General features: G+C 71.6%; 19 protein-coding genes. 12 read left to right on the forward strand and 7 right to left on the reverse strand.

From position 1 onward, the window contains the following. Window positions 1-46: 46 nt before the first annotated feature. A complete protein-coding gene (locus tag ACFT9I_RS33750; protein ID WP_382570819.1) occupies window positions 47-1,261 on the reverse strand; it encodes an FAD-dependent monooxygenase in 1,215 nt (404 codons plus the stop codon). Between the two features lie 130 nt (window positions 1,262-1,391). Between ACFT9I_RS33750 and ACFT9I_RS33755 the strand changes: the two genes are divergently transcribed. Then, a complete protein-coding gene (locus ACFT9I_RS33755; RefSeq protein WP_382570822.1) occupies window positions 1,392-1,649 on the forward strand; it encodes a hypothetical protein in 258 nt (85 codons plus the stop codon). 110 nt (window positions 1,650-1,759) lie between these two features. On the opposite strand, the gene ACFT9I_RS33760 is transcribed toward ACFT9I_RS33755, so the two are convergent. Then, the gene (locus ACFT9I_RS33760) at window positions 1,760-4,447 is read right to left on the reverse strand and encodes a glycoside hydrolase family 97 catalytic domain-containing protein (RefSeq protein WP_382570825.1); all 2,688 of its coding nucleotides are present in this window, start codon (window positions 4,445-4,447) and stop codon (window positions 1,760-1,762) included. A 185-nt stretch (window positions 4,448-4,632) separates the two neighbouring features. On the opposite strand from ACFT9I_RS33760, the gene ACFT9I_RS33765 reads away from it, so the two are divergent. Continuing rightward, on the forward strand, window positions 4,633-5,163 hold the full coding sequence (locus tag ACFT9I_RS33765) for a hemerythrin domain-containing protein (RefSeq protein ID WP_382570828.1): 531 nt from the start codon (window positions 4,633-4,635) through the stop codon (window positions 5,161-5,163). 285 nt (window positions 5,164-5,448) lie between these two features. On the opposite strand, the gene ACFT9I_RS33770 is transcribed toward ACFT9I_RS33765, so the two are convergent. Beyond that, entirely contained in the window at window positions 5,449-6,474 is a 1,026-nt protein-coding gene (locus ACFT9I_RS33770; RefSeq protein WP_382570830.1) for a Ku protein, read from the reverse strand. A 40-nt stretch (window positions 6,475-6,514) separates the two neighbouring features. Between ACFT9I_RS33770 and ligD the strand changes: the two genes are divergently transcribed. The 5 genes from ligD (at window position 6,515) to ACFT9I_RS33795 (ending at window position 11,507) form a co-directional block, all read left to right on the forward strand. Continuing rightward, on the forward strand, window positions 6,515-7,399 hold the full coding sequence (gene ligD / locus ACFT9I_RS33775) for a non-homologous end-joining DNA ligase (RefSeq protein WP_382570833.1): 885 nt from the start codon (window positions 6,515-6,517) through the stop codon (window positions 7,397-7,399). 92 nt (window positions 7,400-7,491) lie between these two features. After that, window positions 7,492-7,884, forward strand: a complete 393-nt coding sequence (locus ACFT9I_RS33780) for a zinc-ribbon domain-containing protein (RefSeq protein WP_382570835.1) — start codon at window positions 7,492-7,494, stop codon at window positions 7,882-7,884. A gap of 124 nt (window positions 7,885-8,008) precedes the next feature. After that, entirely contained in the window at window positions 8,009-8,512 is a 504-nt protein-coding gene (locus tag ACFT9I_RS33785; protein ID WP_382570837.1) for an SH3 domain-containing protein, read from the forward strand. A gap of 104 nt (window positions 8,513-8,616) precedes the next feature. Next, window positions 8,617-10,050, forward strand: a complete 1,434-nt coding sequence (locus ACFT9I_RS33790) for an FtsW/RodA/SpoVE family cell cycle protein (protein ID WP_382570839.1) — start codon at window positions 8,617-8,619, stop codon at window positions 10,048-10,050. Next, entirely contained in the window at window positions 10,047-11,507 is a 1,461-nt protein-coding gene (locus ACFT9I_RS33795) for a penicillin-binding transpeptidase domain-containing protein (protein WP_382570841.1), read from the forward strand. Before ACFT9I_RS33790 ends, ACFT9I_RS33795 begins: the two co-directional genes overlap by 4 nt. A gap of 41 nt (window positions 11,508-11,548) precedes the next feature. Here ACFT9I_RS33795 and ACFT9I_RS33800 read toward each other — a convergent pair whose 3' ends face one another. Then, complete coding sequence (locus ACFT9I_RS33800; protein ID WP_382570844.1) at window positions 11,549-11,836, reverse strand: hypothetical protein; 288 nt, start codon at window positions 11,834-11,836, stop codon at window positions 11,549-11,551. Window positions 11,837-11,951: 115 nt separating this feature from the next. On the opposite strand from ACFT9I_RS33800, the gene ACFT9I_RS33805 reads away from it, so the two are divergent. Together ACFT9I_RS33805 and ACFT9I_RS33810 are read left to right on the forward strand one after the other, a co-directional pair. Further along, on the forward strand, window positions 11,952-13,088 hold the full coding sequence (locus ACFT9I_RS33805; protein ID WP_382570902.1) for an amidase family protein: 1,137 nt from the start codon (window positions 11,952-11,954) through the stop codon (window positions 13,086-13,088). Window positions 13,089-13,130: 42 nt separating this feature from the next. Continuing rightward, complete coding sequence (locus ACFT9I_RS33810; RefSeq protein WP_382570847.1) at window positions 13,131-14,003, forward strand: alpha/beta fold hydrolase; 873 nt, start codon at window positions 13,131-13,133, stop codon at window positions 14,001-14,003. Here ACFT9I_RS33810 and ACFT9I_RS33815 read toward each other — a convergent pair. Next, window positions 13,972-15,123, reverse strand: coding sequence for a ferritin-like domain-containing protein (locus ACFT9I_RS33815; RefSeq protein ID WP_382570850.1), 1,152 nt, complete (start codon window positions 15,121-15,123; stop codon window positions 13,972-13,974). The genes ACFT9I_RS33810 and ACFT9I_RS33815 overlap by 32 nt on opposite strands. Before the next feature lie 172 nt (window positions 15,124-15,295). Here ACFT9I_RS33815 and ACFT9I_RS33820 point away from each other — a divergent pair, with 172 nt between their 5' ends. Then, window positions 15,296-16,282 carry a diiron oxygenase gene (locus ACFT9I_RS33820; protein WP_382570853.1) on the forward strand — a complete coding sequence of 329 codons (987 nt, stop codon included), beginning with the start codon at window positions 15,296-15,298 and terminating at the stop codon, window positions 16,280-16,282. A gap of 65 nt (window positions 16,283-16,347) precedes the next feature. Here the strand turns inward: ACFT9I_RS33820 and ACFT9I_RS33825 are convergent, their stop codons facing one another. Further along, the gene (locus tag ACFT9I_RS33825; RefSeq protein WP_382570855.1) at window positions 16,348-16,842 is read right to left on the reverse strand and encodes a hypothetical protein; all 495 of its coding nucleotides are present in this window, start codon (window positions 16,840-16,842) and stop codon (window positions 16,348-16,350) included. A gap of 76 nt (window positions 16,843-16,918) precedes the next feature. Then, window positions 16,919-17,407: a hypothetical protein gene (locus ACFT9I_RS33830; RefSeq protein WP_382570858.1), complete on the reverse strand. Its 489-nt coding sequence runs from the start codon at window positions 17,405-17,407 to the stop codon at window positions 16,919-16,921. 260 nt (window positions 17,408-17,667) lie between these two features. Here ACFT9I_RS33830 and ACFT9I_RS33835 point away from each other — a divergent pair, with 260 nt between their 5' ends. Both ACFT9I_RS33835 and ACFT9I_RS33840 read left to right on the forward strand, forming a co-directional pair. Further along, window positions 17,668-17,940: a hypothetical protein gene (locus ACFT9I_RS33835; protein ID WP_382570861.1), complete on the forward strand. Its 273-nt coding sequence runs from the start codon at window positions 17,668-17,670 to the stop codon at window positions 17,938-17,940. Window positions 17,941-18,292: 352 nt separating this feature from the next. Further along, a complete protein-coding gene (locus ACFT9I_RS33840; RefSeq protein ID WP_382570903.1) occupies window positions 18,293-20,935 on the forward strand; it encodes a PQQ-binding-like beta-propeller repeat protein in 2,643 nt (880 codons plus the stop codon). Window positions 20,936-21,098 lie beyond the last annotated feature (163 nt).

Here is a 21,098-nt window from a genome sequence, read left to right on the forward strand (position 1 = left end):
CCGCAGGTGCGGTCCGCCCGGCGCCTTTTGACGTTCCTTCAGTCGGCTAGCGCTTCAACTGGTGCCCGCCGAAGCCGCTGTTGCGGTCGGAGCCGCTGTTCTGTGCCTGCCACCACGCGTCGAACTCCGGCTGCCGCATGGCGCTCCAGTCCGGGGTGTGCTCGACCTGGGCGCTGCCCATCCTGCGGGCCAGCGCGACCAGTGAGGCGCCGACGGCGCCCCGGTTGGTGTCGTACGCCTCCATGACCTCCTTCAAGCTCCCCCCGGCCACCGCGGCGGCCTCCAGGGCGGTGGCGTCCTGGAGCGCCTTCACGCTGCCGCCGCCGATGTGCGGCCGGGCGACGCTGGCGGCGTCACCGACGAGCAGCATCCGCTCGGAGGTGTACTGCGGCACCTCCAGGTCGTAGATGGGCTGGATGAACGTGGTCTCGGCGGGCGTACGCAGCACCCGGGCCGCCCAGTACGGCGGGAAGTTGTCCGCCACCAGGGCCCGGAGGTGGGCGGTGAGCTGTTCGTTGAGCCGGCCGGGCGGCAGCGACGTCGGCGTCTTCAGGTCCGCGTGGAGACCCTCGGACTCGGGCGGGGAGGTGTAGAGCACCCAGTTGAGCCGGTGGCCGCCGACGCCGTCCGGGATGCGGTAGATCATGCAGTGGCCGCCGGGGAAGACGACGTTGTGCGCGTCGTTGCCGTCGGACGGGAGGTCGGCGACGTCGGCGGAGGTGCCGCGCCAGCCGATGTAGCCGGCGTACGTCGCGCTGAGGCCGGGGAACATGGCGTCGCGCACGACGGAACGGTAGCCGTCGGCGCCGACCACGGCGTCGAAGCGCTCCCGCTGCCCGTCGGCGAGTTGGAGGGTGACGCCGTCGGAGTCGGGCTCGACGGCCTTGACGAGCGCGCCGGACCGGTAGTCGACCTCTTCGGGCACCCGGCGCCGCAACTCACTCCACAGCGAACCCCAGTTGTAGGCGCGGAACGGGAACGGCTGCTCGCCGACGGCCCGTCCGTACTCCGCCTCGCCGTCCCGCACGCTCCACACCCGCCGGGTCAGCGGCGCCCACGGCATCTCGGCGGCCACGTATCCGGCGCTCTCGAGCTCCGCGTACCGGTCGCTGTGGAGGGCTATTCCGACTCCCCTGTCGCGGAGTTCGGCGTCGGCCCGCTCGAAGACGGTGACCTTCTCGGCTCCGCCGCGAGACACGGCCAGGGCTGTGGCACACCCCGCGATGCTGCCGCCGACGACGGCGACGCTGCCTCCACGCATACCTGGCTCTCCACTCAGTCGATTCAGTCGATGTTTACGGTGCTGCCGGTGGTGACACTGAGGTGGAATCCTATTCGAGTGGCATAGGCCCGCAATTGTCGGCGGGGCACGGAATTGCGATGCTGGACGTATGCCAGGACAACGGAAGCGCAAGAGGAGCCAGGAGCGGCAACGGGGACCCTCCGCGGCCGAGTTGGGCCCGGGGCGCTGGACGGTCGTCTTCGAGACCACGGACGAGGCGGCATGGCGGACCGAGATCCGACGCCGCATGGCGGACCACGAGGTGCGGGACCCGTCCAGATTCCGGCTCGACCAGTTCTGCGGCCGGACGCTGCTGCCGAGCACGTACCGGCTGAGTGTCTTCGTACCGGACGACGTGGCGCGATGAACGCGGCGCCGGCGGCGACGGGCGGGGGCGCGTACGCCCGGCGGTGGCCGGAGCGGTCCGGCCCGTCCGGTGGTTGAGGGCACCCCTCAACCACCGGACGGTGTGCCGCTCTACGCGCCCTTCTCCCGCAGTTGCGCGTCCGCCCAGTCCGCGTGGTCCGAGTCGATGCCGTCGCCGCCGTCCGTGACGCGCAGCGTCAGTTGCCGCACCCCGCTGACGTCGACGTCGAACGCGTACGGCGCGTCCGTCGGGCCCAGGACGCCGCTGCGGGCCAGGACCTGGCCGTCGCCGAGCACCTCGAAGGTCACCGAGCCCTTGTCCGGCTTCTCCTCGTCGATGCCGGTCCGGGCCGCGAAGCGGTCGTACGCGCCGTTCAGGTCGATGGTCACCTCGGACTGCGCGTGCACGCCGAGCCCCTTGTCGTACGTCGTGTCGCCGAGGCGCAGCGGGCCGCCGTCGGCCGGGGCGTTCTCGCCGTTGGAGAGGTCCCGTTCGACCGGGCCCCAGCCGTTCTTCTCGGCGGTGAACGGCAACGAGCTGACGTACACCGTGCCTTCGCGTGCCACGAAGACACGCACCGTGCGCTCGACCGTCAGCGGCGGCGCGGCCGGTGCGGCGTCCGGGTTCCGGTAGGTCAGCGTGACGGGGATCTCCGTCGCCCCGTATGCCGGGTCGGCGGGGACCGTGAGCCGCCAGGACGCCGTCAGTTCGGCGCCGTCGGCCAGTTCGTCCGCCGTCGCGCCGGCGCCGTCGACCGCCCAGCCCTCGGGTGTACGGGCGCTCAGTGTCACCTCCTCGGCGGGGCCCGCCTCGTCCAGCACGAAGCTCGCCGCGACATCGACCGTCGTGCCCGGCCGGGCGTCGGCCTTCGTGGGGGTGACGGACAGCGTGCCGACCGGTACGGCGTCCACCGGCAGGTCGCAGCTGTCGCGGCCCGGCACGGCGCGGCAGATCTGTGCGGCGAAGCCGCCGTCCGCCAACACGGGCACCGTGATCGCGTCTTGACGGGTCATCACCTTACTCTCTCTGACCAGACCGGCCTCGCCGTCCTGTACGACATCGACCCGCCACGAGCCGGATCCCAGGAACGTCAACGGCACCCGCTCCGTACCGCCGTCACCCGCCCTGACCGAGCCGACGAACCACCGGTCGCCGTTCCTGCGCGCGAAGGTCACCCCCGCACCGGGCGTCCCGGCGACGAGCCGGCTCTCGTCCCAGACGGTCGGGACCTGTTCGAGGAACCGGGCGACCTCGGGCCGGGAGCGGTACGCCTCGACGCTGCCCGCGTAGTTCTGGAACCCGGACTCGTACACGACGGAGAGCGCCAGCTCGGCGGCCTCGGTGTTGTTGCGCTGCCCGAACTGGAAGCCCATGGGGGTGAAGTCCATGGAGCCGACCACGTTGCGGGTGTAGGGCAGCGTCGCCATGTCGTCGGCCTGGACATTGCCCTGTTCGGCGCCGTGCACGCCTTCCATCGACATGACATGCGGCCAGGTGCGCTGGATGCCGTGCGGGAGCGTCGAGCCGTGGAAGTTGACCATCAGCTCGCGGTCGGCGGTCTCCCCGAGGATCTCGTCGTACCACCCCATGCGTTCGCGCGAGTCGGAGTCCATGAAGTCGATCTTCAGCCCGGCGGCGCCCCACTTCTTGACCTTGTCGAGCTGGGCGGTGCGCTCGGCGGCGGTGTCGAGATCGGTCCAGTGCATCCACAACAGGACGCCCACGCCGCGCTGTTCGGCGTACTCCATCAGCTGCGGCATCCAGTCGGTGGTGTTCCAGCCGTCGTCGACCAGGGAGTACTCCCAGCCGTGGGCCGCCGCGTAGTCCACGAAGCGCTGCTGGGTCTCCAGGCTGCGCTGCGCCGCCCCGAATCCGGCGAGCCAGGACCACGCGACGGTGCCGGGGCGGATCCAGGAGGTGTCCGCGACGCGGGAGGGCGGTGCCAGGTCGTCCACGAGCGTGGACTCGGTGACCGTCGCCAGATCGCCCGCGATCACGGTCCGCCAGGGGGTCGCGAGCGGCCCGTCGGAGGGCACGGGCACCGAGGGGTCGGCCAGCGCCACGTCGTAGCGGCCGCTGCCCGCCGTGTGCGTGAGACGGCTCGCGGGATAGCGGCCGTCGACGTCGGCCTCGGTGAGCAGTACGTGGTCGTCGCCCACCTGGAACAGTGCCGGGTAGGCGTACTGTCCGCTTTCCGCGCCGGCGGCGGTCGAACCGTCGTACGGCTGCTCGTAGTTGACCGAGTAGTCGCTCAGCCGGGCGGGCGCGTCGCCCGGGAGCACGAAGCTGGACGCCTCGCGCCGCACGGCGCCACCGCCGTTGCCCGCCGGGAGCACGTAGCGGTACGCGACTCCGTCGGCCGCCGCGCGCACGACCAGGTCGACCCGGGCCCCGCCCGCGCCCTCCAGGGTGAAGCGCGACTCGGCCATATCGACGGTGCGACGCCGCTCCTTGCCGACGACGGTGGTGTACCGCTCCGCGATACGGCGGTCCGCGCGCTCCACCAGGCGCAGCCCGCGCGTCAGGTCGGCGTCCTCGGTGACGATGCCGACGGGCGAGGGCTCGACGAGGACGCGGTTCCCGTCGCGTACGGCGAGGGTGACGGAGCCGGCGGCGGGGTCGAGCCGTACGTCGGCGGTGGGCCCGCCACGGGACACGGTCCAGGCGGCGCCGCCGGGCCTGGGGTTGCTCGCGCCGTCCTGGGCGGCGGCCGGGGTCCCCAGGCAGAGCACCCCCGCGAGCGCGGTCGCACAGGCGGCGCGCCATCGATTCGCTGATCTTGGTCCGCTGTTCGTCATCGCTTGTCCCTCTCACTCGGAGCCGGGCCCAACGGGCAAACACGGGGCGCGAGTTGGTGACGACAGGGCTGAGCCTGAAGGGGCGCCCGCGCCCCGGATTGTCCGTCAGAATCCACCGGATCCGCCAGGGTCTGTCGCACAGAATCCAACAGAATCCATAGCGCGCGGACGATTACGATGCGGGCATGGGGACTTCCGCCGTACCGGACAACGCACGGGACAACGCGCCGGGCGACCGCCTCGCGGCGTTCGGCAATCAACTGGTCGATGTGCACATCTGGCTCCGCGAGGAGCTGGCCCGGCTACAGGACGACGTCGACGACTATCTCGCGGGCAGCGGCGAGCGCCCGCGCGAACTGCGGGCGCACTGCCTCGCGTTCTGCTCGGCCCTGACCCGGCACCACACGGCGGAGGACGACAACGTCTTCCCGGCACTGGCGCGGCAGTTCCCCGAACTGGCCCCCGTACTGGAGCAGCTCGCGCAGGACCACCACATGGTGACCGCCATCCTCGGCCGGCTCCAGGCTCTGCTCGACGGCATCAGCCCCGTCCCGGACGACGCCGAGGCACGTCGCGTGCGAGGTGAACTGGACGGTCTCGTCGCACTGGTGGAGTCGCACTTCACGTACGAGGAGAAGAAGCTCGTCGCCGCGCTGAACGCGCTGAACACACCGCTGTCCGACGACTTCACCTTGCGGGAAGTGCCCGGCCGCTAGGCGGTGTCTGACAAGTAGCGCCGTCCGCCCGCAGGGCGGGGCGCGCGGCGTCAGGTGTCTCGCCGCCGGTCGCGTGCAACCGCAAAGCGCGGAGGATCGCCGTTGTAGATGGCCCGACCGCACGTGGGCGACTGACGACAACGCAGGGGGCACCTCGCGTGCCCGAAGGGCCGCGGGGGGAGAGCGCGCGTCCGGGCGCCGCGCGCCAGGCCGGATCCGTCAGACACGGCCTGGGGCCTGTCCGCCTGACGAGCCGCCCACACGGCCCGTGCTGCCGACCGCCCGTCAGGCGGAGCGCTTCCGCGCCGGAGCCTTCTTCGCTGTCGTCTTCTTCGCCGTCGTCTTCTTCGCGGCGGTCTTGCCCGTCGCCGTCTTCTTGGCCGCTGCCTTCTTGGCCGGCGTCTTCTTCTCCGCCGTCTTGGACGCCGTCCTCGACGTGGCCTTCGACGTGGCCTTCTTCGCGCCGGCCGCCTTCTTGCGCGTCGGCAGATGCGTCACCTCGGCGTGATCGCCATCCCCGCCGCCCTCGCCCCGCGACTCCTTCGCCGCCCGCACACTGCCCTCCAGCGCCGCCATCAGGTCCAGGACCTTGCCCCCGCGCCGCTCCCCCGCACCCTCCGGCGCCCTCAGCTCGCCACCCCCCGCCTTGGAGGCGATCAGCTCCTCGACGGCCTCCCGGTAGTCGTCGTGCAGCGACTCCAGTTCGACCTCGCCGAGCGTGTCCATCAGGGCGTCTGCCAGGTCCAGTTCGGCGTCCCGGATGCTCACCTCGGTCTCCGGTGCCACCCCCTCCGGCTGGCGGATCTCGTCCGGCCAGAGCAGCCCGTGCAGCGCGATGACATCGCCGAGCACCCGCACCATGCCCAGCCGCTCGCGCCCGCGCAGCGCGAATTTCGCGATCGCGACCTTCTCGCTCCGCTTCAGGGCCTCACGCAGCAGCGTGTACGGCTTCGCGGCGGGCACCCCGTTCGCCGCGATGTAGTACGCCGAGCCCACCTGGAGCGGATCGATCGAGGACTCCGGCACGAACCCCACGATGTCGATCGTCTTGGCCGTCGGCAGCGGGAGCTGCGCCAGGTCGTCGTCGGTGATCGGGATCATCGAGCCGTCCGCGTCCTCGTACGCCTTGCCGATCTCGGAGGACGTGACCTCCTCCTCGTCCAGCTCGCAGACCTTCCGGTAACGAATTCGGCCGCCGTCCGCCAAATGGATCTGCCGGAAGGAGATCGAGTGACTCTCGGTGGCGTTCACCAGCTTGATCGGGATGCTGACCAGACCGAAGGAGATTGCGCCGTTCCATATGGATCGCACGGTTAATCCCTTACATCCGAATTCGTGGGATTCTCATCGTATGACGCCAATCGCGGAGGTGGAGGGGCGGCGGATCGCGCTCAGCAATCTGGACAAGGTCCTCTACCCGGCCACCGGCACCACCAAGGGCGAGCTGCTGCACTACTGCGCGACATCCGCCGGCGCCCTGCTCGCCCATCTGACCAACCGCCCCGTCTCCTTCCTCCGCTACCCGGACGGCCCCGCCGGCGAGCGCTTCTTCACCAAGAATCCGCCGCCGGGCACGCCCTCCTGGGTGCGTACGGCGGCGGTGCCGCGGTCGGCGGGCCAGATCGCCAAGCAGGTGCTGGTGGAGGACCTCGCGACGCTGATGTGGGCGGCGAACCTGGTGGTGGAGTTCCACACCCCGCAGTGGCAGGTCGACAACCCGGCCCGCGCCGACCGCATCGTCTTCGACCTGGACCCCGGCGAGCCCGCCACCGTGGTCGAGTGCTGCGCCGCCGCGCTCTGGCTGCGCGAACGGCTGGCGGTGGACGGGCTGAGCGCGTACGCCAAGACGTCCGGTTCGAAGGGCCTGCATCTGCTCGTACCGCTGGAGCCGACGCCGTCGCCCGAGGTCTCCGCGTACGCCAAGTCGCTCGCCGTCGAGGCCGAGGCCGAGCTGCCGCGGCTGGTGGTCCACCGGATGACCCGCGCGCTGCGCCCCGGCAAGGTCTTCGTCGACCACAGCCAGAACTCGGCGGCGAAGACGACGGCGGCGCCGTACACGGTGCGCGCCCGTACGGAACCGACCGTCTCCACCCCGGTGTCCTGGGAAGAGGTGGGGAACTGCGCGGCGCCGGAGGACCTGGTCTTCCGCGTCGGTGACATCGCGGGGCGGCTGGAGCGGTACGGGGATCTTCTCGGCCCGCTCATCAATCTCAACCGTGCGGGACGTCTGCCCTGACAGTTGACGTCAGCGGCAGGCACCATAGGGGTACGCCAATCATGAGCGTGACGGGGCGCCGTGAAGCGTCATAAGCAGAGAAGGAACCACGCATGATCATCTTCGGCACCAAGGGCTACATCTACCAGCTGGCGATACTGACGCTCGTGTGCGGCCAGTGCGGCAATCCGTCGGCGCACACGCTGCGCAAGCGCGTCTCCAAGTTCACGCTCTTCTTCGTGCCGCTGTTCCCGTACTCGACGAAGCACTACACGCAGTGCACGTTCTGCGGCGTGGAGCACCAGGTGCCGAACGAGCAGGCGGAGCAGCTGCTCGCGCAGAGCGCGACGCAGGCCCAGCAGGGCGGCGGCCAGCAGCACGGCGCCAACCCGTTCGCGCAGGGCACGCAGGGCGGCCAGGGCGGTCAGCCGGGCGGTGGGAACCCGTTCAGCCAGGGCGGCCAGGGGCAGCAGCCGGGCCAGGGCGGCAACCCGTACCAGCGCTGACGACGGGCGGAGCACGCAGAGTTACGGTTGCGGACAGAATGTGACGAAACTAGGGTAAATCGGGCGAGGGTCGAGCAGTTCTCCGTCGACTCCTCGCCCCCTTCCCGAACATCAGGAGTCACGCATGTCCCAGCGTTCCCTGCGTTCCTCTGCCCCGCGCCTCCGGGGTTCCTTCGGCCCGTACGCCGCCGCCCTCGCCGTCGCCGTCGCGGCCCTGACGGCGACGCCCGCGCTGGCGGCGGTTCCGACCCCGCCGCCCGTGAGCTGGAACGGCCACGTCGACACCCCCACCGAAGGCCCGGCGCCCGCCGACGCCACCGAGGCCGGCGGCACGGGCGTCACCGAGTCCGCCGAAACCGCCGAGAACGAGGCCGCGGCCACCTCCGCCCCCCGCGAGTACAAGGGCCGCGTCATCGCCAGGACCGGGCTCCTGCTGCGCGACAGGCCCACCCGCAGCAGCCGGGTCATCGGCAGCGCCGCGTACGGCGAGATCGTGCACATCTTCTGCAAGACGCGGGGCGACAACGTGAACGGCAACAACCGCTGGTACCTCCTCACGGACGGCACCTGGGCCTGGGGCTCGGCCGCGTACATCGACAACATCGGCCAGGCGCCCCGCTGGTGCTGACGCCGCGCCGATACTGACGCCGCGCGAAGCCTGACCTGACCCGACATGCCTCATGTCTTTACATAACCGGACATAAGGCATGTCGGGTTGCTACGTTGCGCTCCATGACCGCAACGACGGCGGACTCTCCCCCGCCCGAACTACGTCTCCGCAAGCGGCGCGGGGTCGAGCTCTCGCTCCTCGTGTGCGCCGTCCTCATCTCCGTCTTCGGTTACGTCGCCGTCGGCCTCGCCCGCGACGACGCCGCCCCGCCCGACGCCCTGACGCACAGCGCGGGGCTGGGTCTGCTCGCCCTCGTCGCGCATCTCGCGGTGCGGTTCCGCGCCCCGTACGCGGATCCGCTGCTGCTCCCGATCGCGGTCCTGCTCAACGGCATCGGGCTCGTGCTGCTCCACCGCCTGGACCTGTCGACCCCCGGCGAGCGGGACGCGCCCGCGCAGCTCATCTGGTCCACGCTCGGGGTCGCGCTGTTCATCGCCGTCGTCGTGCTCCTGCGCGACCACCGGGTGCTCCAGCGGTACGCGTATCTGTCGGTGGTCGCCGCGCTGCTGCTGATGACCGTGCCGATCTTCTTCCCCGCCGTCAACGGCGCCCGGATCTGGATCCGGATCGACGAACTCTCCTTCCAGCCGGGCGAGTTCGCGAAGATCCTGCTCGCCGTCTTCTTCGCCGCCTATCTCGCGGCGAACCACAGCGCGCTCGCGTACACCGGCCGCAGGATCTGGAAGCTCCAGCTGCCCACCGGCCGGGTACTGGGCCCCATCGTCGCGATCTGGCTGCTCAGCGTCCTCGTACTGGTCCTGGAGCGGGACCTCGGTACCTCGCTGCTCTTCTTCGGACTCTTCGTGATCCTGCTGTACGTGGCCACGGGCCGCACCGGCTGGATCGCCGTCGGGCTGGTGCTGGCCGGGGTCGGCGCGGTCGCCGTCGGCTGGCTCGAACCGCATGTGCACAGCCGGGTCCAGGACTGGCTCGACCCGTTCGCCTCCATCGACGCGGGCGACGGTCCCGGCCAACTCGCCCAGTCCCTCTTCGCGTTCGCGGCGGGCGGCATGTTCGGTACGGGGCTGGGGCTCGGCCGGTCCGTACTGATCGGCTTCGCCGCCAAGTCCGACTTCATCCTCGCCACGGCGGGCGAGGAGCTGGGGCTGATCGGGCTGACGGCGATCTTCCTGCTGTACGCGCTGCTCGTCGCCCGCGGCTACCGCACCGGGCTTGCTCTGCTCGACCCGTTCGGGCGGCTGCTCGCGGTCGGTCTGGCGTCGATCGTGGCGCTCCAGGTGTTCGTGATCGCGGGCGGGGTGACGGGGCTGATCCCGCTCACCGGCATGGCGATGCCGTTCCTGGCGCAGGGCGGTTCGTCGGTCGTGACGAACTGGGTCATCGTGGCGCTGCTCATCCGGCTCAGCGACTCGGCGCGCAGGCCGCGCCCGGAGACGGTGGAGACGGGCGTGATCGCGCCGACGGTGGTGACGGTACGGCCGACGGGCCCCGGACCGTCCTCGTCGGAATCCGCGCCGGGCGGCGGCGAGCGATGATCAGCCATATCCGTCTCGCCGCCGCGTTCTGTCTGCTGCTCCTCGTCGCGCTGCTCGTCAACGCGGCCCGGATCCAAGTCATCCAGGCCGACTCCCTCGACAACAACCCCGCCAACCGCCGTAAGACCATCGACCGTTACGAGCAGCCGCGCGGCCAGATCCTCGTCGACGGCCGGGCCGTCACCGGCTCCAAGGACACCGGTCAGCAACTGCGCTACGAACGCACCTACACCCAGGGCCCGTTGTACGCGCCGGTGACCGGCTATGCCTCCCAGACGTACGGCACCAGCCTCCTGGAGAACGCCGAGGACGGCATCCTCGCCGGCACCGACCCGATGCTCGCCCCGCTGCCGTTCTGGAACGACATCGCCCGTGCCCAGGAGCCCGGCGGCAAGGTCGTCACGACCGTCAAGTCGGCGTTGCAGCAAGCCGCTTACACCGGACTCGACGGCAGGCGCGGCGCGGTCGCCGCGATCGAGCCGACGTCCGGCCGGATCCTCGCGCTGGTCAGCAGCCCGTCGTACGACCCGGGAAAGCTGTCGGGCACGGGCGGGCCGGTGGCCGAGGCGTGGCGGCGGTACAACGGCGCGTACGCCCAGCCGATGCTCAACCGGGCCATCCGGCAGACGTATCCGCCCGGTTCGGCCTTCAAGATCGTGACGGCCGCCGCCGCGCTGGACGCCGGGGTGGTCGACGACGTCGACGAGCCGACGGACATCCCGGAGCCGTACGTCCTGCCGGGCACGCGCACCACGCTGCCGAACGACGCGCGGGGCTGCGACAAGGAGTCGCTGGCGTACGCCATCAAGTGGTCCTGCAATTCGGTGATGGCCGGTCTCGGGGTGAAGGTCGGGCTCGACTCGATGGTGGAGACGGTCGGCAAATTCGGCTTCAACGACCGGCGGTTGAGGATTCCGTCGGGTGTCGCGGTGTCCAACTTCGACCGGGAGATGAGCGACGACCAGTTGGCGCTCTCCTCGATCGGCCAGTTCGACACGACGGCGACGCCGCTCCAGATGGCGATGGTCGCGGCGGCCGTCGCGAACGGCGGGGATCTCAAGTACCCGTATCTGGTGGAGCGGACGCTGGACGCCGACGGTGATGTCGTCTCGCGTACGGGCGAGCACTCGTACGAGCAGGCGATGACCCCGTCGACGGCGTACCGGCTGCGGCAGTTGATGGTGGAGGTCGTGGACACCGGGACGGGGATGAGCGCCGGGATCGACGGTGTGACGGTCGGCGGGAAGACGGGGACGGCGCAGCACGGGGTGGGCAACTCCGGTACGCCGTACGCCTGGTTCATCTCGTGGGCGCAGGCGGAGGGCACGGGGCGGCCGGCGGTGGCGGTGGCCGTGGTGGTGGAGGACGCGGAGGCGGTGCGGGACGACATCAGCGGGGGCGGGGACGCGGCGCCGATCGCGCGGGCGGTGATGGAGGCGGCGCTGCGGGACGACTAGGGCGGGTCGGATCGCGTCGGGTCGCGTCGGGCCCGATCAGATCAGAGCTTGCCCAGGCCGGTCTGGATGTCGTCGAGGCTCATCACCGGCTGGAAGCTCACTTCGGCGCCGAGGTCCTGGAAGAACGGCTCGGCGACGCTCGGAATGTCGGAGGCGTCCTTGAGGTCGAAGACGACGTAGGCGGTGCGCATGCCCTCCTGGCTCCCGAAGTACACGCTCTCCGGCTTGATCCGGTCGAACACCGACTTCAGGGTGTTGGGCAGCGTGCGATCCGCAATCGCCTTGTTCGCCTTCTCGGTGTCCATCTGGACCGTCAGCAGCACCCTCATGGTCGTCCCGCCTCTCACCAGCGCCGTCGGCACATCCGTGCCGCCCGTCAAGCGTGGGCGTGGTTCGGGGAGCCCGCAACCGGGGAAGGGCGTCGGGGTGACTCCCTGGTGGACGGTGGCCGAGGCGCTGGAACGGATCGACCGGCTCGACCCGGAGCTGTGCGCGTTCGTCGAGGTGTGGCACGCGGAGGCGCTGGAGCGGGCACGCGCGGTGGACCGCCAACTGCCCCTGGCGGGGCTGCCGTTCGCGGTGAAGGGCCCGACGGGCATCCGTTCGTACGCGGCGGGCCGGCTGATCGCCGCCGGGGCGGTGCCGGTCGGTTCGACGGCGGTGCCGGGGCCGGGGACGTACTGGCAGACCTGGGGCCTGGGCGCCCACGGTCGTACGGTCAATCCCTACCGCGCCGACCGCACGCCCGGTGGTTCGTCGGCGGGCTCGGCGGTGGCGGTCGCGGCCGGTCTGGTGCCGCTGGCGACGGGCAGCGACGGGGCGGGGTCGGTGCGGATCCCGGCGGCGTGGTGCGGGGTGTTCGGTCTGAAGACGACGAACGGGCTGCTGCCGTCGCCGGACCGGACGGGGCTGGCGACGGCGGGGGTGCTGACGCGGCGGGTGACGGACGCGCGGGCCGCTCTGCGGTGGGTGCTGGACGGGCCGGCCGAGTACGAGGCGGAGGGGGCGGAGGCGGCGGCCGGTTCCGGGGTGCCGGTGTCCGCCACGTACTCGCCGGATCTCGGTTTCGCACGGACCGATCCGGCGGTGGAAGCGGTGGTACGGGCGGCGGTGGACCGGTTGGTGGCGGCCGGGGTCGTACGGCTCGACCGAGCCCCCGCCGCACGTGTCGACCTGCTCGACCCGCGCGAGGCGTGGCTGGCGATACGAGGCGGTGCCCCCGGAGCGGGCGGGGATGCGAGTACGGGCACGGATGTTCGGGCGGAGAACGACCGGCGGCTCGACGCGTACTTCGCGCGTACGCCGCTGCTGCTCACCCCCGTGACGCCGAACCGTCCGCACGGCCACGAGGGTCCGGGTCCCGACGTCTACTCGACGGCGCTGACGTGGGCGTTCAACCTGAGCGGCCATCCGGCGGCGAGCCTGCCCGCGGGATTCACACCGGACGGCTGTCCCGTGGGGCTCCAACTCGTCGCGGAGCGCGGCTCGGACGTGGCGCTTCTCGATGTCGCGGAAGCCGCCGAGAGGGCCCTGCCCCTCATCCATTATGGACCGCCACGGGGGCGGATTCCTTCGTCCTGACGGATGATCTTGAAGGCCCCGCACCGCGCCTACGGTTGGGTCATGCCACTTCATATCCATGACCACGGCGGCGAAGGCCCGCCCCTGCTGTTGCTGCACGGCGCCGGGCGCTCGCTCGCCGACTGGGACGCCGCCGTACCTCTCCTCACTCCGTACCACCGGGTGCTCGCGGCCGATCTCCCGGCGCACGGCCGCTCCGACGGCGACGCACCCTGGACGGTCGACGCGGCGGTCGCCGCGATCGAGGAGGCGCTGCGCGCGTACGACGTCCCGGACGCGATCCTCGTCGGCCACTCGCTGGGCGGGATGCTCGCCGCCGTGTACGCCGACCGGCACCCCGGAGTGACACCGGGCGTGGTGAACCTGGACGGCCTGTGGTGGGAACCCGTCGACAGCTACACGGGCGAGGAGCGCGAGAGCCGGAAGCGCGTCGGCGAGATGACGCGGGCGACGGGCGGGCAGGTCGCGCCACCCGAGTACGTGGAGCAACAGGTCGCGTACGCGGGCCAGTTCGGCATCTCGGCCGCGCGGGCGGAGGCGTCGGCGCGGGCCTCCGCCCGAGAACTCCCGGACGGCAGCTGGCAGATGCTGCCCGAACGGGACCGGTGGCTGGAGCTGCTCGACGCCCTGGACGGGCTGGACCCGCTGCCGACGATGCGCCGGCTGGGGTGCCCGCTGCTCGTGGTCGTGGCGCGCAGGGCGCAGCCTCCGATGCCGGGGATGGAGTGGTTCGAGAAGCTGATGGGCACTCATACGCGGCGGATGAACGCGGAGTTGGCCGCGCTGGTGAGCGAGCGTCCGACGGCCGCGACGGCGGACGTGGACGCGACGCACGCGATGTTGCTGGAGGAGCCGGAGGCGGTGGCCGAGCTGGTGCTGGCGTTCACCCGGACGACGGGGACACCGGCGTCGTAGCGGAAGTCGCCGCCTCGTCCTCGGCCCCTTGAGCGATGGCGTCGGCGACCTCGGCGACCCTGGCCTGCTCCTCGGCGGCGAACCTCTCGCGGTCGAGGCGTTCGGCGATCTCCTCGTCCTGCGACATGAGGAGATCGAGGCTGGAGTCGCCGAGGTCGAAGACGCCCATGTCGAGATAGGCCTTCTGCAGCCGTTCGCCCCACAGCCCGATGTCCTTGACGCACGGCACGATGCGGCTGAAGAGCAACTTGCGGAACAGATGCAGGAATTCGGACCGCTCGGCCAGCTCGTCGGCCTCGGCCTTGGGGATGCCGAAGTTCTCCAGGACCTCGACGCCGCGCAGCCGGTCGCGCATGAGATAGCAGCCCTCGATGACGAACTCCTCGCGTTCGCGCCGCTCGGCGTCGGAGAGCTGCCGGTAGTAGTCGCGCAACGCCATCCGCCCGAAGGCCACATGGCGGGCCTCGTCCTGCATGACGTACGCCAGGATCTGCTTGGGCAGCGGCTTGTCGGTGGTGTCGCGGATCATGCCGAAGGCGGCGAGGGCGAGTCCTTCGATGAGGACCTGCATGCCGAGGTAGGGGATGTCCCAGCGGGAGTCGCGCAGGGTGTCGCCGAGCAGCCCCTGCAGGTTGTCGTTGATCGGGTAGAGCATCCCGACCTTCTCGTGCAGGAAGCGCCCGTAGATCTCGGCGTGCCGCGCCTCGTCCATCGTCTGCGTGGCGGAGTACAGCTTCGCGTCGAGGTCGGGCACGGACTCGACGATCCGCGCGGCGCACACCATCGCGCCCTGCTCACCGTGCAGGAACTGGCTGAACTGCCACGATGCGTAGTGTCGGCGCAGCTCCCCCTTGTCCTTCGCGGTCATCTTCGCCCAGTGGAGCGAGTTGTGCAGGGGGATGGCCTCGTCGGGGGTGCCGAGCGGGTCGTACGGGTCGACCTCCAGCTCCCAGTCGATGCGCTTCGCGCCGTCCCACTGCTTGTCCTTGCCCTTCTGGTAGAGGGCGAGAAGGCGTTCGCGGCCGTCGTCGTAGTCCCACTGGAAGCGGGCGACGCCGGTGGCGGGGACGGCCCAGACGGGCTGGTCGGGGGCGTGGACGTAGAGATCACGGCTCGACATTGGCGGCTCCTTCGCCTCAACCCCCGTATGAACCATGGACATTCGGCAGGTTCACACGCTGTTGGACGTCGAGTCAACAAGTGGTGCGAAGGGGATTGACGAGACCTGCTGACAGGAAGTCTCATAAGGGGGTCGAGAATCGTACCCCCGGTAACACGAGGTGCCCTCAGCCATGACAACAGCGCACGAACTCCACCCCGAACTCCACCCCGAGCCGGATTCCGCGCCGTCCTCCGAGTCGCACGGCATCCAGCTCCTCCACGACGCGCTGGGCCCGCTCCGGGACCGCGAGCAGGTGGCGCAGCGCCTGCTCGAAGCCTCGGCCAAGCACTCCTTCGACCCGGACAAGGACCTCGACTGGGACGCCCCGGCGGAGGACGGCAAGTGGTACTGGCCGCCGGAGCTGATCTCCCTCTACGACACCCCGCTGTGGCGGCGGATGTCCGAGGAGCAGCGGATGGACCTGGCCCGCCACGAGGCGGCGTCGCTCGCCTCGCTCGGCATCTGGTTCGAGATCATCCTGATGCAGCTGCTGGTCAGGCACATCTACGACAAGTCGGTGACCAGCAACCACGTCCGTTACGCGCTCACGGAGATAGCGGACGAGTGCCGCCACTCGATGATGTTCGCGAGGATGATCCAGAAGGGCGGCGCCCCGGCGTACCCCGTGCCCCGCGGCTACCACAATGTCGCGCGCCTGCTGAAGACGGTGTCCACGACTCCGGGTTCGTTCGCCGCGACGCTCCTGGGCGAGGAGATCCTGGACTGGATGCAGCGCCTGACGTTCCCGGACGAGCGCGTCCAGACGCTGGTGCGCGGCGTGACTCGGATCCATGTGGTGGAGGAGGCGCGCCATGTCCGCTACGCCCGGGAGGAGTTGCGCCGCCAGATGGTCACGTCCCCGCGCTGGGAACAGGAACTGACCCGTCTCACGGCCGGCGAGGCGGCGCGCGTCTTCTCGGTCTGCTTCGTGAACCCCCAGGTCTACGAGAACGTGGGCCTGGACCGCCGCGAAGCCGTCACCCAGGTCCGCGCCAGCGGCCACCGCCGAGAGGTGATGCAGTCGGGCGCGAAGCGCCTGACGGACTTCCTGGACGACATCGGGGTCATGCGGGGAGCGGGACGGCGGCTCTGGAAGGCGTCCGGCCTGCTGGCGTGAGGGACCGGTCCGCCGGGGGCCGACGTCGGGCAGCCGGTGTCGGCCGGTGGAACGGCACGCGCGGGCTACAGATCGAGGACCGCCCACAGGCGCCGGCCGTCGACCGCGGTATCCGTACCGCACGACACCGCGCCCAAGGAGGCGAGTTGGGGCAGCAGCGTCTCGTCCGCGACGGTGAGCCCTCTCTGATGGCTGAGGGCGACGATCAACGCCTGGCGGTCCTGATCGGCGAGGTGCACGGACACGCGCCGCCCACCGTCCGCCACCGCGGTCGAGACGAGGAGCGTGGTCAGATCCCGGGCCGCCTGGTCCGTGGCCGTGTAGCCCCAGTCGTGCAGCCTGGCCACGACCGCGCTGGACGCCTTGGCCGCGGTCCACGGGGCGGCCTCCAGCCCCCAGGTCGCGGCACGCCGGTTGATCATGCTCATCCGCGCTCGGCCGTGCGGGGCCGGCGCGGCGGACTTCGGCTTCGTGTCCGGTGTCGGTCGTGGGGGCTGCACCGGCCGCTTCGGCGGGGGCGGCGTCTTCCGCGGGTACTCCGGGTGGTGCTCGGCGGACATGCGGCGCTCCCGACATCGACGGTTACCCACCGTACGACGGACGTCACGGGTTCCGCAGCACCGAGCCCACCCTGGCTCAGTTCTTCGCCCGGCGGCGCAGCACCAGCGTGGTGCCCGCCGCCGCCAGTGTCACCAGTGCCGCTCCCGTCGCGACCTTCGTCGCGTCCATGTCCGTGACGCTGCCGCCCAGACCGCCTCGGGCACCCCTCGACGGGGTCGTCGTGCCGACCTGGAAGGTGAACGTGGACGGGGCGCCGTTCGGGCAGGCGATGGTGATCGAGTTGCTGCCCGCGCGGGCGTCGCTGCGGATCGTGGCCGTGCCCCGGTAGACGCCCTCCGTCGAGCCCGAGGACAGCGTGACCGAGCCCGTGAAGGCCGCGGACGAGGCCGTCACCGAACTGGCCTGGCAGCCGCCGTTGAGGGAGATCGTGACCGCCGAGCCGGGGGTCGCCGGGCTCGGGCTGACCGTGAGGGTCGACTGGCCGCCGGCCTGGGCCGTCGTCGCACCCGCGCCCAGGACCAGGGAGGACAGGGCTGCGGTGGCGAGGATGCGAGCAACGCGCATGGTGGGGATCTCCGCTTCCTTAGGCGCGGTGCGGGCGTCTGTCACCCGCTCGGGAAACCGAGCCGTGGCCTTCATGAAAGGCAGACGCACCGTCAAGCGGCGCGCCGAGGCGTGCCGCCGGGTTCCGTCGAACGGCCCAGCGCCGACCGCTAAGCCGCTGGTCGCGGCGGTGGCCCGGGGACGGGCGGTGGGAAGGGAGCCGTACGCCGCAGGGGTGACCGGCGTCCGCGCCCGGCCGGGCGCTGCGCGACACTTGCGGCGTGAGAAGCGAAGAGACCGTTTTTGTCGGCGGGCCGCTCGACGGTCGCGTCCTGCCCGTGCTGACCGGAACGACCGGGCACCCGCCGAAGTGGTACGAGGTCCCCGTGCCGGACGACGCCGGCGGGCCGCCCACCGTGTTCGCGTACCGGCGCGCCCCCGCCGGCTACAGCAAGCGGCTCGGGCTGCAGCGCGGCTGGAAGTACGAGTACGTCCCCGAGGGCCGTGAGCGCCGCGCGCTCAAGTGGCCCTGGTCCAAGCCCGACCGCGGCTGAGCCGACGATCCGGGAGACACGATCCGATCCGGGAGACACGATCCGGAGACACCCCGATCGCCGAACTCCCCGGCCGTACCCGGTCACATATCGTGCGGCGGACGGGATGTGCCGGGCACCATTGAGGCCGTGCCCAGCGGATCTTCACAACGCGGTGAGGTGCCGCCCGCCGCGGCAGCGGCTGATGTCACTTCAGTGTTCGGGCCCGCGAGGATCCGACGGGCAGAGCCTGGGCCGTGTCGGACAAATCCCGCCCGGCGCGCGGGCGGAGAGCGCCATTTGTCAGACACGACCTAGGATCGACCGAGCCGGAGACGACCTCCCGGCCGAGCCACCAGGGGGCATTCGCGTGATGGAACCGCTGCAGCACGACGACCCGCGCCTCGTCGGCCCTTACACCGTGCTGGCGCGGTACCGGGAGTCGGCGAGTGCCGTGCAGTATCTGGCGTACGGCGCGAACGGCGCCACCGTCGTCGTCTCCGTGGCCCGCCCCGCCCTCGCCGCGCTGCCCGCCTTCCAACGGCGCTTCCAGGCCGAGGCCCGGACCGCCGAGCGGCTGGCCGGTGGCTGGGTGCAGCCGCTGCTCGACTTCCGTACGGACGCGTCCGAGGAGGACACGCTCTGGACCGCGACCGACTACGTCCCCGCGCTCACCCTCGGCGAGGCCGTCGCCGTCGCCGGGCCGCTGCCCGAGCGTGCCGTGCGGATACTGGGCGCCGCGCTCGCCGAGACGCTGTCGCGGGTCCACGCGACCGGAGCCGTACTGCACGGGCTCGCTCCCGACACCGTGACCCTCGCCGCCGACGGGCCGCGCCTCACCGCCTTCGGGGCGCTGGGCGCGGCGGCGTCGGCCGAGGCCGCGGCGGGCGGGCGGCTGTCCGTACGGCTCGGGTATCTCACCCCGGAGCAGCTCGACGGCGAGGTGCCGGGGCCGCCGGCCGACATCTTCGTACTGGGGCTGCTGCTCGCGTACGCAGCCACCGGTACGACGCCCCTCGCCGAAGGGCCGCCCGACGCGGCGGCCGAACGCATCGCGCACGGGACGGCCGAACTCGACGGCGTACCGGAGGAGTTGCGGCCGATCGTCGCGCGCTGTCTGGCGAAGGAGCCGGGCGAGCGGCCGACGGCCGGGGCCGTCGCGGCGGAACTGGCGCTGGAGGGTGCGGCAGCCGCGGCGGCGGCCGTACCGAACGGCTGGCTGCCCGGCGTGCTGTCCGCCTCAATCGCCGAACAGGCCGCCCGAGTTGACGCGTTGCACACGCCGCTGGACGGGCCGGACGGCGGACCGGAGAACGGTCCGCAGGACGACAGGCCGCAGGACGGACCGCAGGACGCCGTTCCCGGCACCACGCCCGCCACGCCGGCCACGCCCGCCGAGCCCGACACCCGCACCACCCGCATCGGGCGGCCCCGTACCGCGTCCGGCAGTGAGAGCGGTGTCGTCGACCGGCCCACCGCCGCCCTCTCGGTGCCCCGCGCCCGGCCCGAGCCGACCGCGCTCCCCCTGCCCCCGGCCGCCGCCCCGGTGCCGCACCAGGCCCAGCCCCTGCCACCGGGACCGCCGGGACCGCCGGGACCGCCCGGACCCCCCGCCCTGCCACCGGGACCGGCCCCGCTGGCCGCCCCCACCGGATCCGGCTCGGGCCGGTTCGCCGCGCTGCGGCGGGGGTCTCTCGGGCAGCCCCTCGGGCGGCGCGCGCTCATCACCGGGATCGTCGCCGGCGCCGCCGGGCTGGTCGTCGGCGGCGGGGGCGTACTCGCACTCGCCGACGACGAGCCGTCCGACGACACGGACAGCAAGCCCGGCAACGACACCCCCAAGGGCCTGACCGGACTGCCGCCCGAAGCCCTCTGGGCGTACGAGCACAAGGTGGCCGCCGAGGAGATCCTGAACGCCGCCGTCGTCGGCGGCCGGACCCTCCTCCTCACGACGGAGTCGGGCGCCACCGGCGTGGACGTACGCACCGGCAAGCGGCTCTGGCAGAACCCCGACGCCGCCGGGCTCCACCAGGCGCTGCCCGCCTCCGGCGGACTCGCCTTCGTCGCCGGAACGACCGGCCTGCTGTGGATCTCGACCGCGTCCGGCGCGGTCAAGCACCGTGTCGACTACGCGGACGGCATCACCGACGTGCCCGGCCTGACGGTCGCGGGTGTCGCCGGGACCGGTGACGGCCAGGTCTGGTTCACCGGGTCGCACACGTCCGGTACGGGGAAGGCGGCCAAGGTCAGCACCTTCCTGTTCGCCTTCGATCTGACGACCCGTAAGGAGCTGTGGCGCTCCGCGATCTCCAACGGCCGCGCCCCGTTGACTCCCGTCTACCAGCTGATCGCCGTACGGGAAGCGGACATTGTGGTGCGCCAGGACGCCAAGTCGCTGCTGCCCGCCCAGGTCAAGGCGGGCAAGGGCAAGTCCGTCTACCACTGCTTCGGCCGGGCCGACGGCAAGCTGACCTGGTCGAAGTCGTTCGGCGCGGTGCCGCCCACGGGCGGCTCGGTCGGTGACCCGGAGGGCCGGCTGTTCGCGGCGGCGGCCGACCAGTTGTACGCGTACGACACCGCCGACGCCAAGCAGCTGTGGCGCAAGGGGGGCGCGCCCAGGGTGCCGGGGCAGAACTCGTTCGCCTTCGGCACCGGGACGCTTCTCGGCTCCACGCTCTACGTCGCGAACCGTTTCCAGGAGGTGTACGCGGTCGACCCCGATTCCGGCATGGAGCGCTGGAAGGGCACGACCGAGGGCCCGGCCTGGACCGGTGTCCCCCGGATCTCGCTCAGCGAGAGCGGCCGGACGGTGCTGTCGGCCGACGGGCTTCAGGTGACCGCGTTCGGGGCGGCGGACGGCAAGCGGCTCTGGAAGTTCCAGAACGCCGGCGGGCCGGCCCCCTCCCCCGCCGCTGACGGCGCGGCCGTGGCCACGCCCGCATACCAGCCGCTGATGGCCGGGAAGACAACGGTGATCCGGCGCGGCGGCACGTTCTACGCGCTGCCGGTCGACTGAGCCACGGACTCACCGCGCCGGGGGTCGCAAACCGCCACGCCGGGGGCCGTGATATCGGCCCGCCGGGGGTGGTGGCATGCCGCCATCTCGCCCAATTGTGCGGTAAGCACATCAGAGCCGGGCAATTGACGCCGCATCATCACCTTGGGGTCGGACAGGCCGT

This window comes from Streptomyces sp. NPDC057137 (assembly GCF_042670825.1).
Lineage (GTDB): Bacteria > Actinomycetota > Actinomycetes > Streptomycetales > Streptomycetaceae > Streptomyces.

Coding starts and splice junctions, on each gene's coding strand:
- ACFT9I_RS33795 (WP_382570841.1), top strand. CDS start 10,047: ATGATCAGCCATATCCGTCTCGCCGCCGCGTTCTGTCTGCTGCTCCTC.
- ACFT9I_RS33830 (WP_382570858.1), bottom strand. CDS start 17,407: ATGCGCGTTGCTCGCATCCTCGCCACCGCAGCCCTGTCCTCCCTGGTC.
- ACFT9I_RS33820 (WP_382570853.1), top strand. CDS start 15,296: ATGACAACAGCGCACGAACTCCACCCCGAACTCCACCCCGAGCCGGAT.
- ACFT9I_RS33765 (WP_382570828.1), top strand. CDS start 4,633: ATGGGGACTTCCGCCGTACCGGACAACGCACGGGACAACGCGCCGGGC.
- ACFT9I_RS33840 (WP_382570903.1), top strand. CDS start 18,293: ATGGAACCGCTGCAGCACGACGACCCGCGCCTCGTCGGCCCTTACACC.
- ACFT9I_RS33755 (WP_382570822.1), top strand. CDS start 1,392: ATGCCAGGACAACGGAAGCGCAAGAGGAGCCAGGAGCGGCAACGGGGA.
- ACFT9I_RS33790 (WP_382570839.1), top strand. CDS start 8,617: ATGACCGCAACGACGGCGGACTCTCCCCCGCCCGAACTACGTCTCCGC.
- ACFT9I_RS33810 (WP_382570847.1), top strand. CDS start 13,131: ATGCCACTTCATATCCATGACCACGGCGGCGAAGGCCCGCCCCTGCTG.
- ACFT9I_RS33815 (WP_382570850.1), bottom strand. CDS start 15,123: ATGTCGAGCCGTGATCTCTACGTCCACGCCCCCGACCAGCCCGTCTGG.
- ligD (WP_382570833.1), top strand. CDS start 6,515: ATGACGCCAATCGCGGAGGTGGAGGGGCGGCGGATCGCGCTCAGCAAT.
- ACFT9I_RS33750 (WP_382570819.1), bottom strand. CDS start 1,261: ATGCGTGGAGGCAGCGTCGCCGTCGTCGGCGGCAGCATCGCGGGGTGT.
- ACFT9I_RS33800 (WP_382570844.1), bottom strand. CDS start 11,836: ATGAGGGTGCTGCTGACGGTCCAGATGGACACCGAGAAGGCGAACAAG.
- ACFT9I_RS33760 (WP_382570825.1), bottom strand. CDS start 4,447: ATGACGAACAGCGGACCAAGATCAGCGAATCGATGGCGCGCCGCCTGT.
- ACFT9I_RS33785 (WP_382570837.1), top strand. CDS start 8,009: ATGTCCCAGCGTTCCCTGCGTTCCTCTGCCCCGCGCCTCCGGGGTTCC.
- ACFT9I_RS33825 (WP_382570855.1), bottom strand. CDS start 16,842: ATGTCCGCCGAGCACCACCCGGAGTACCCGCGGAAGACGCCGCCCCCG.
- ACFT9I_RS33780 (WP_382570835.1), top strand. CDS start 7,492: ATGATCATCTTCGGCACCAAGGGCTACATCTACCAGCTGGCGATACTG.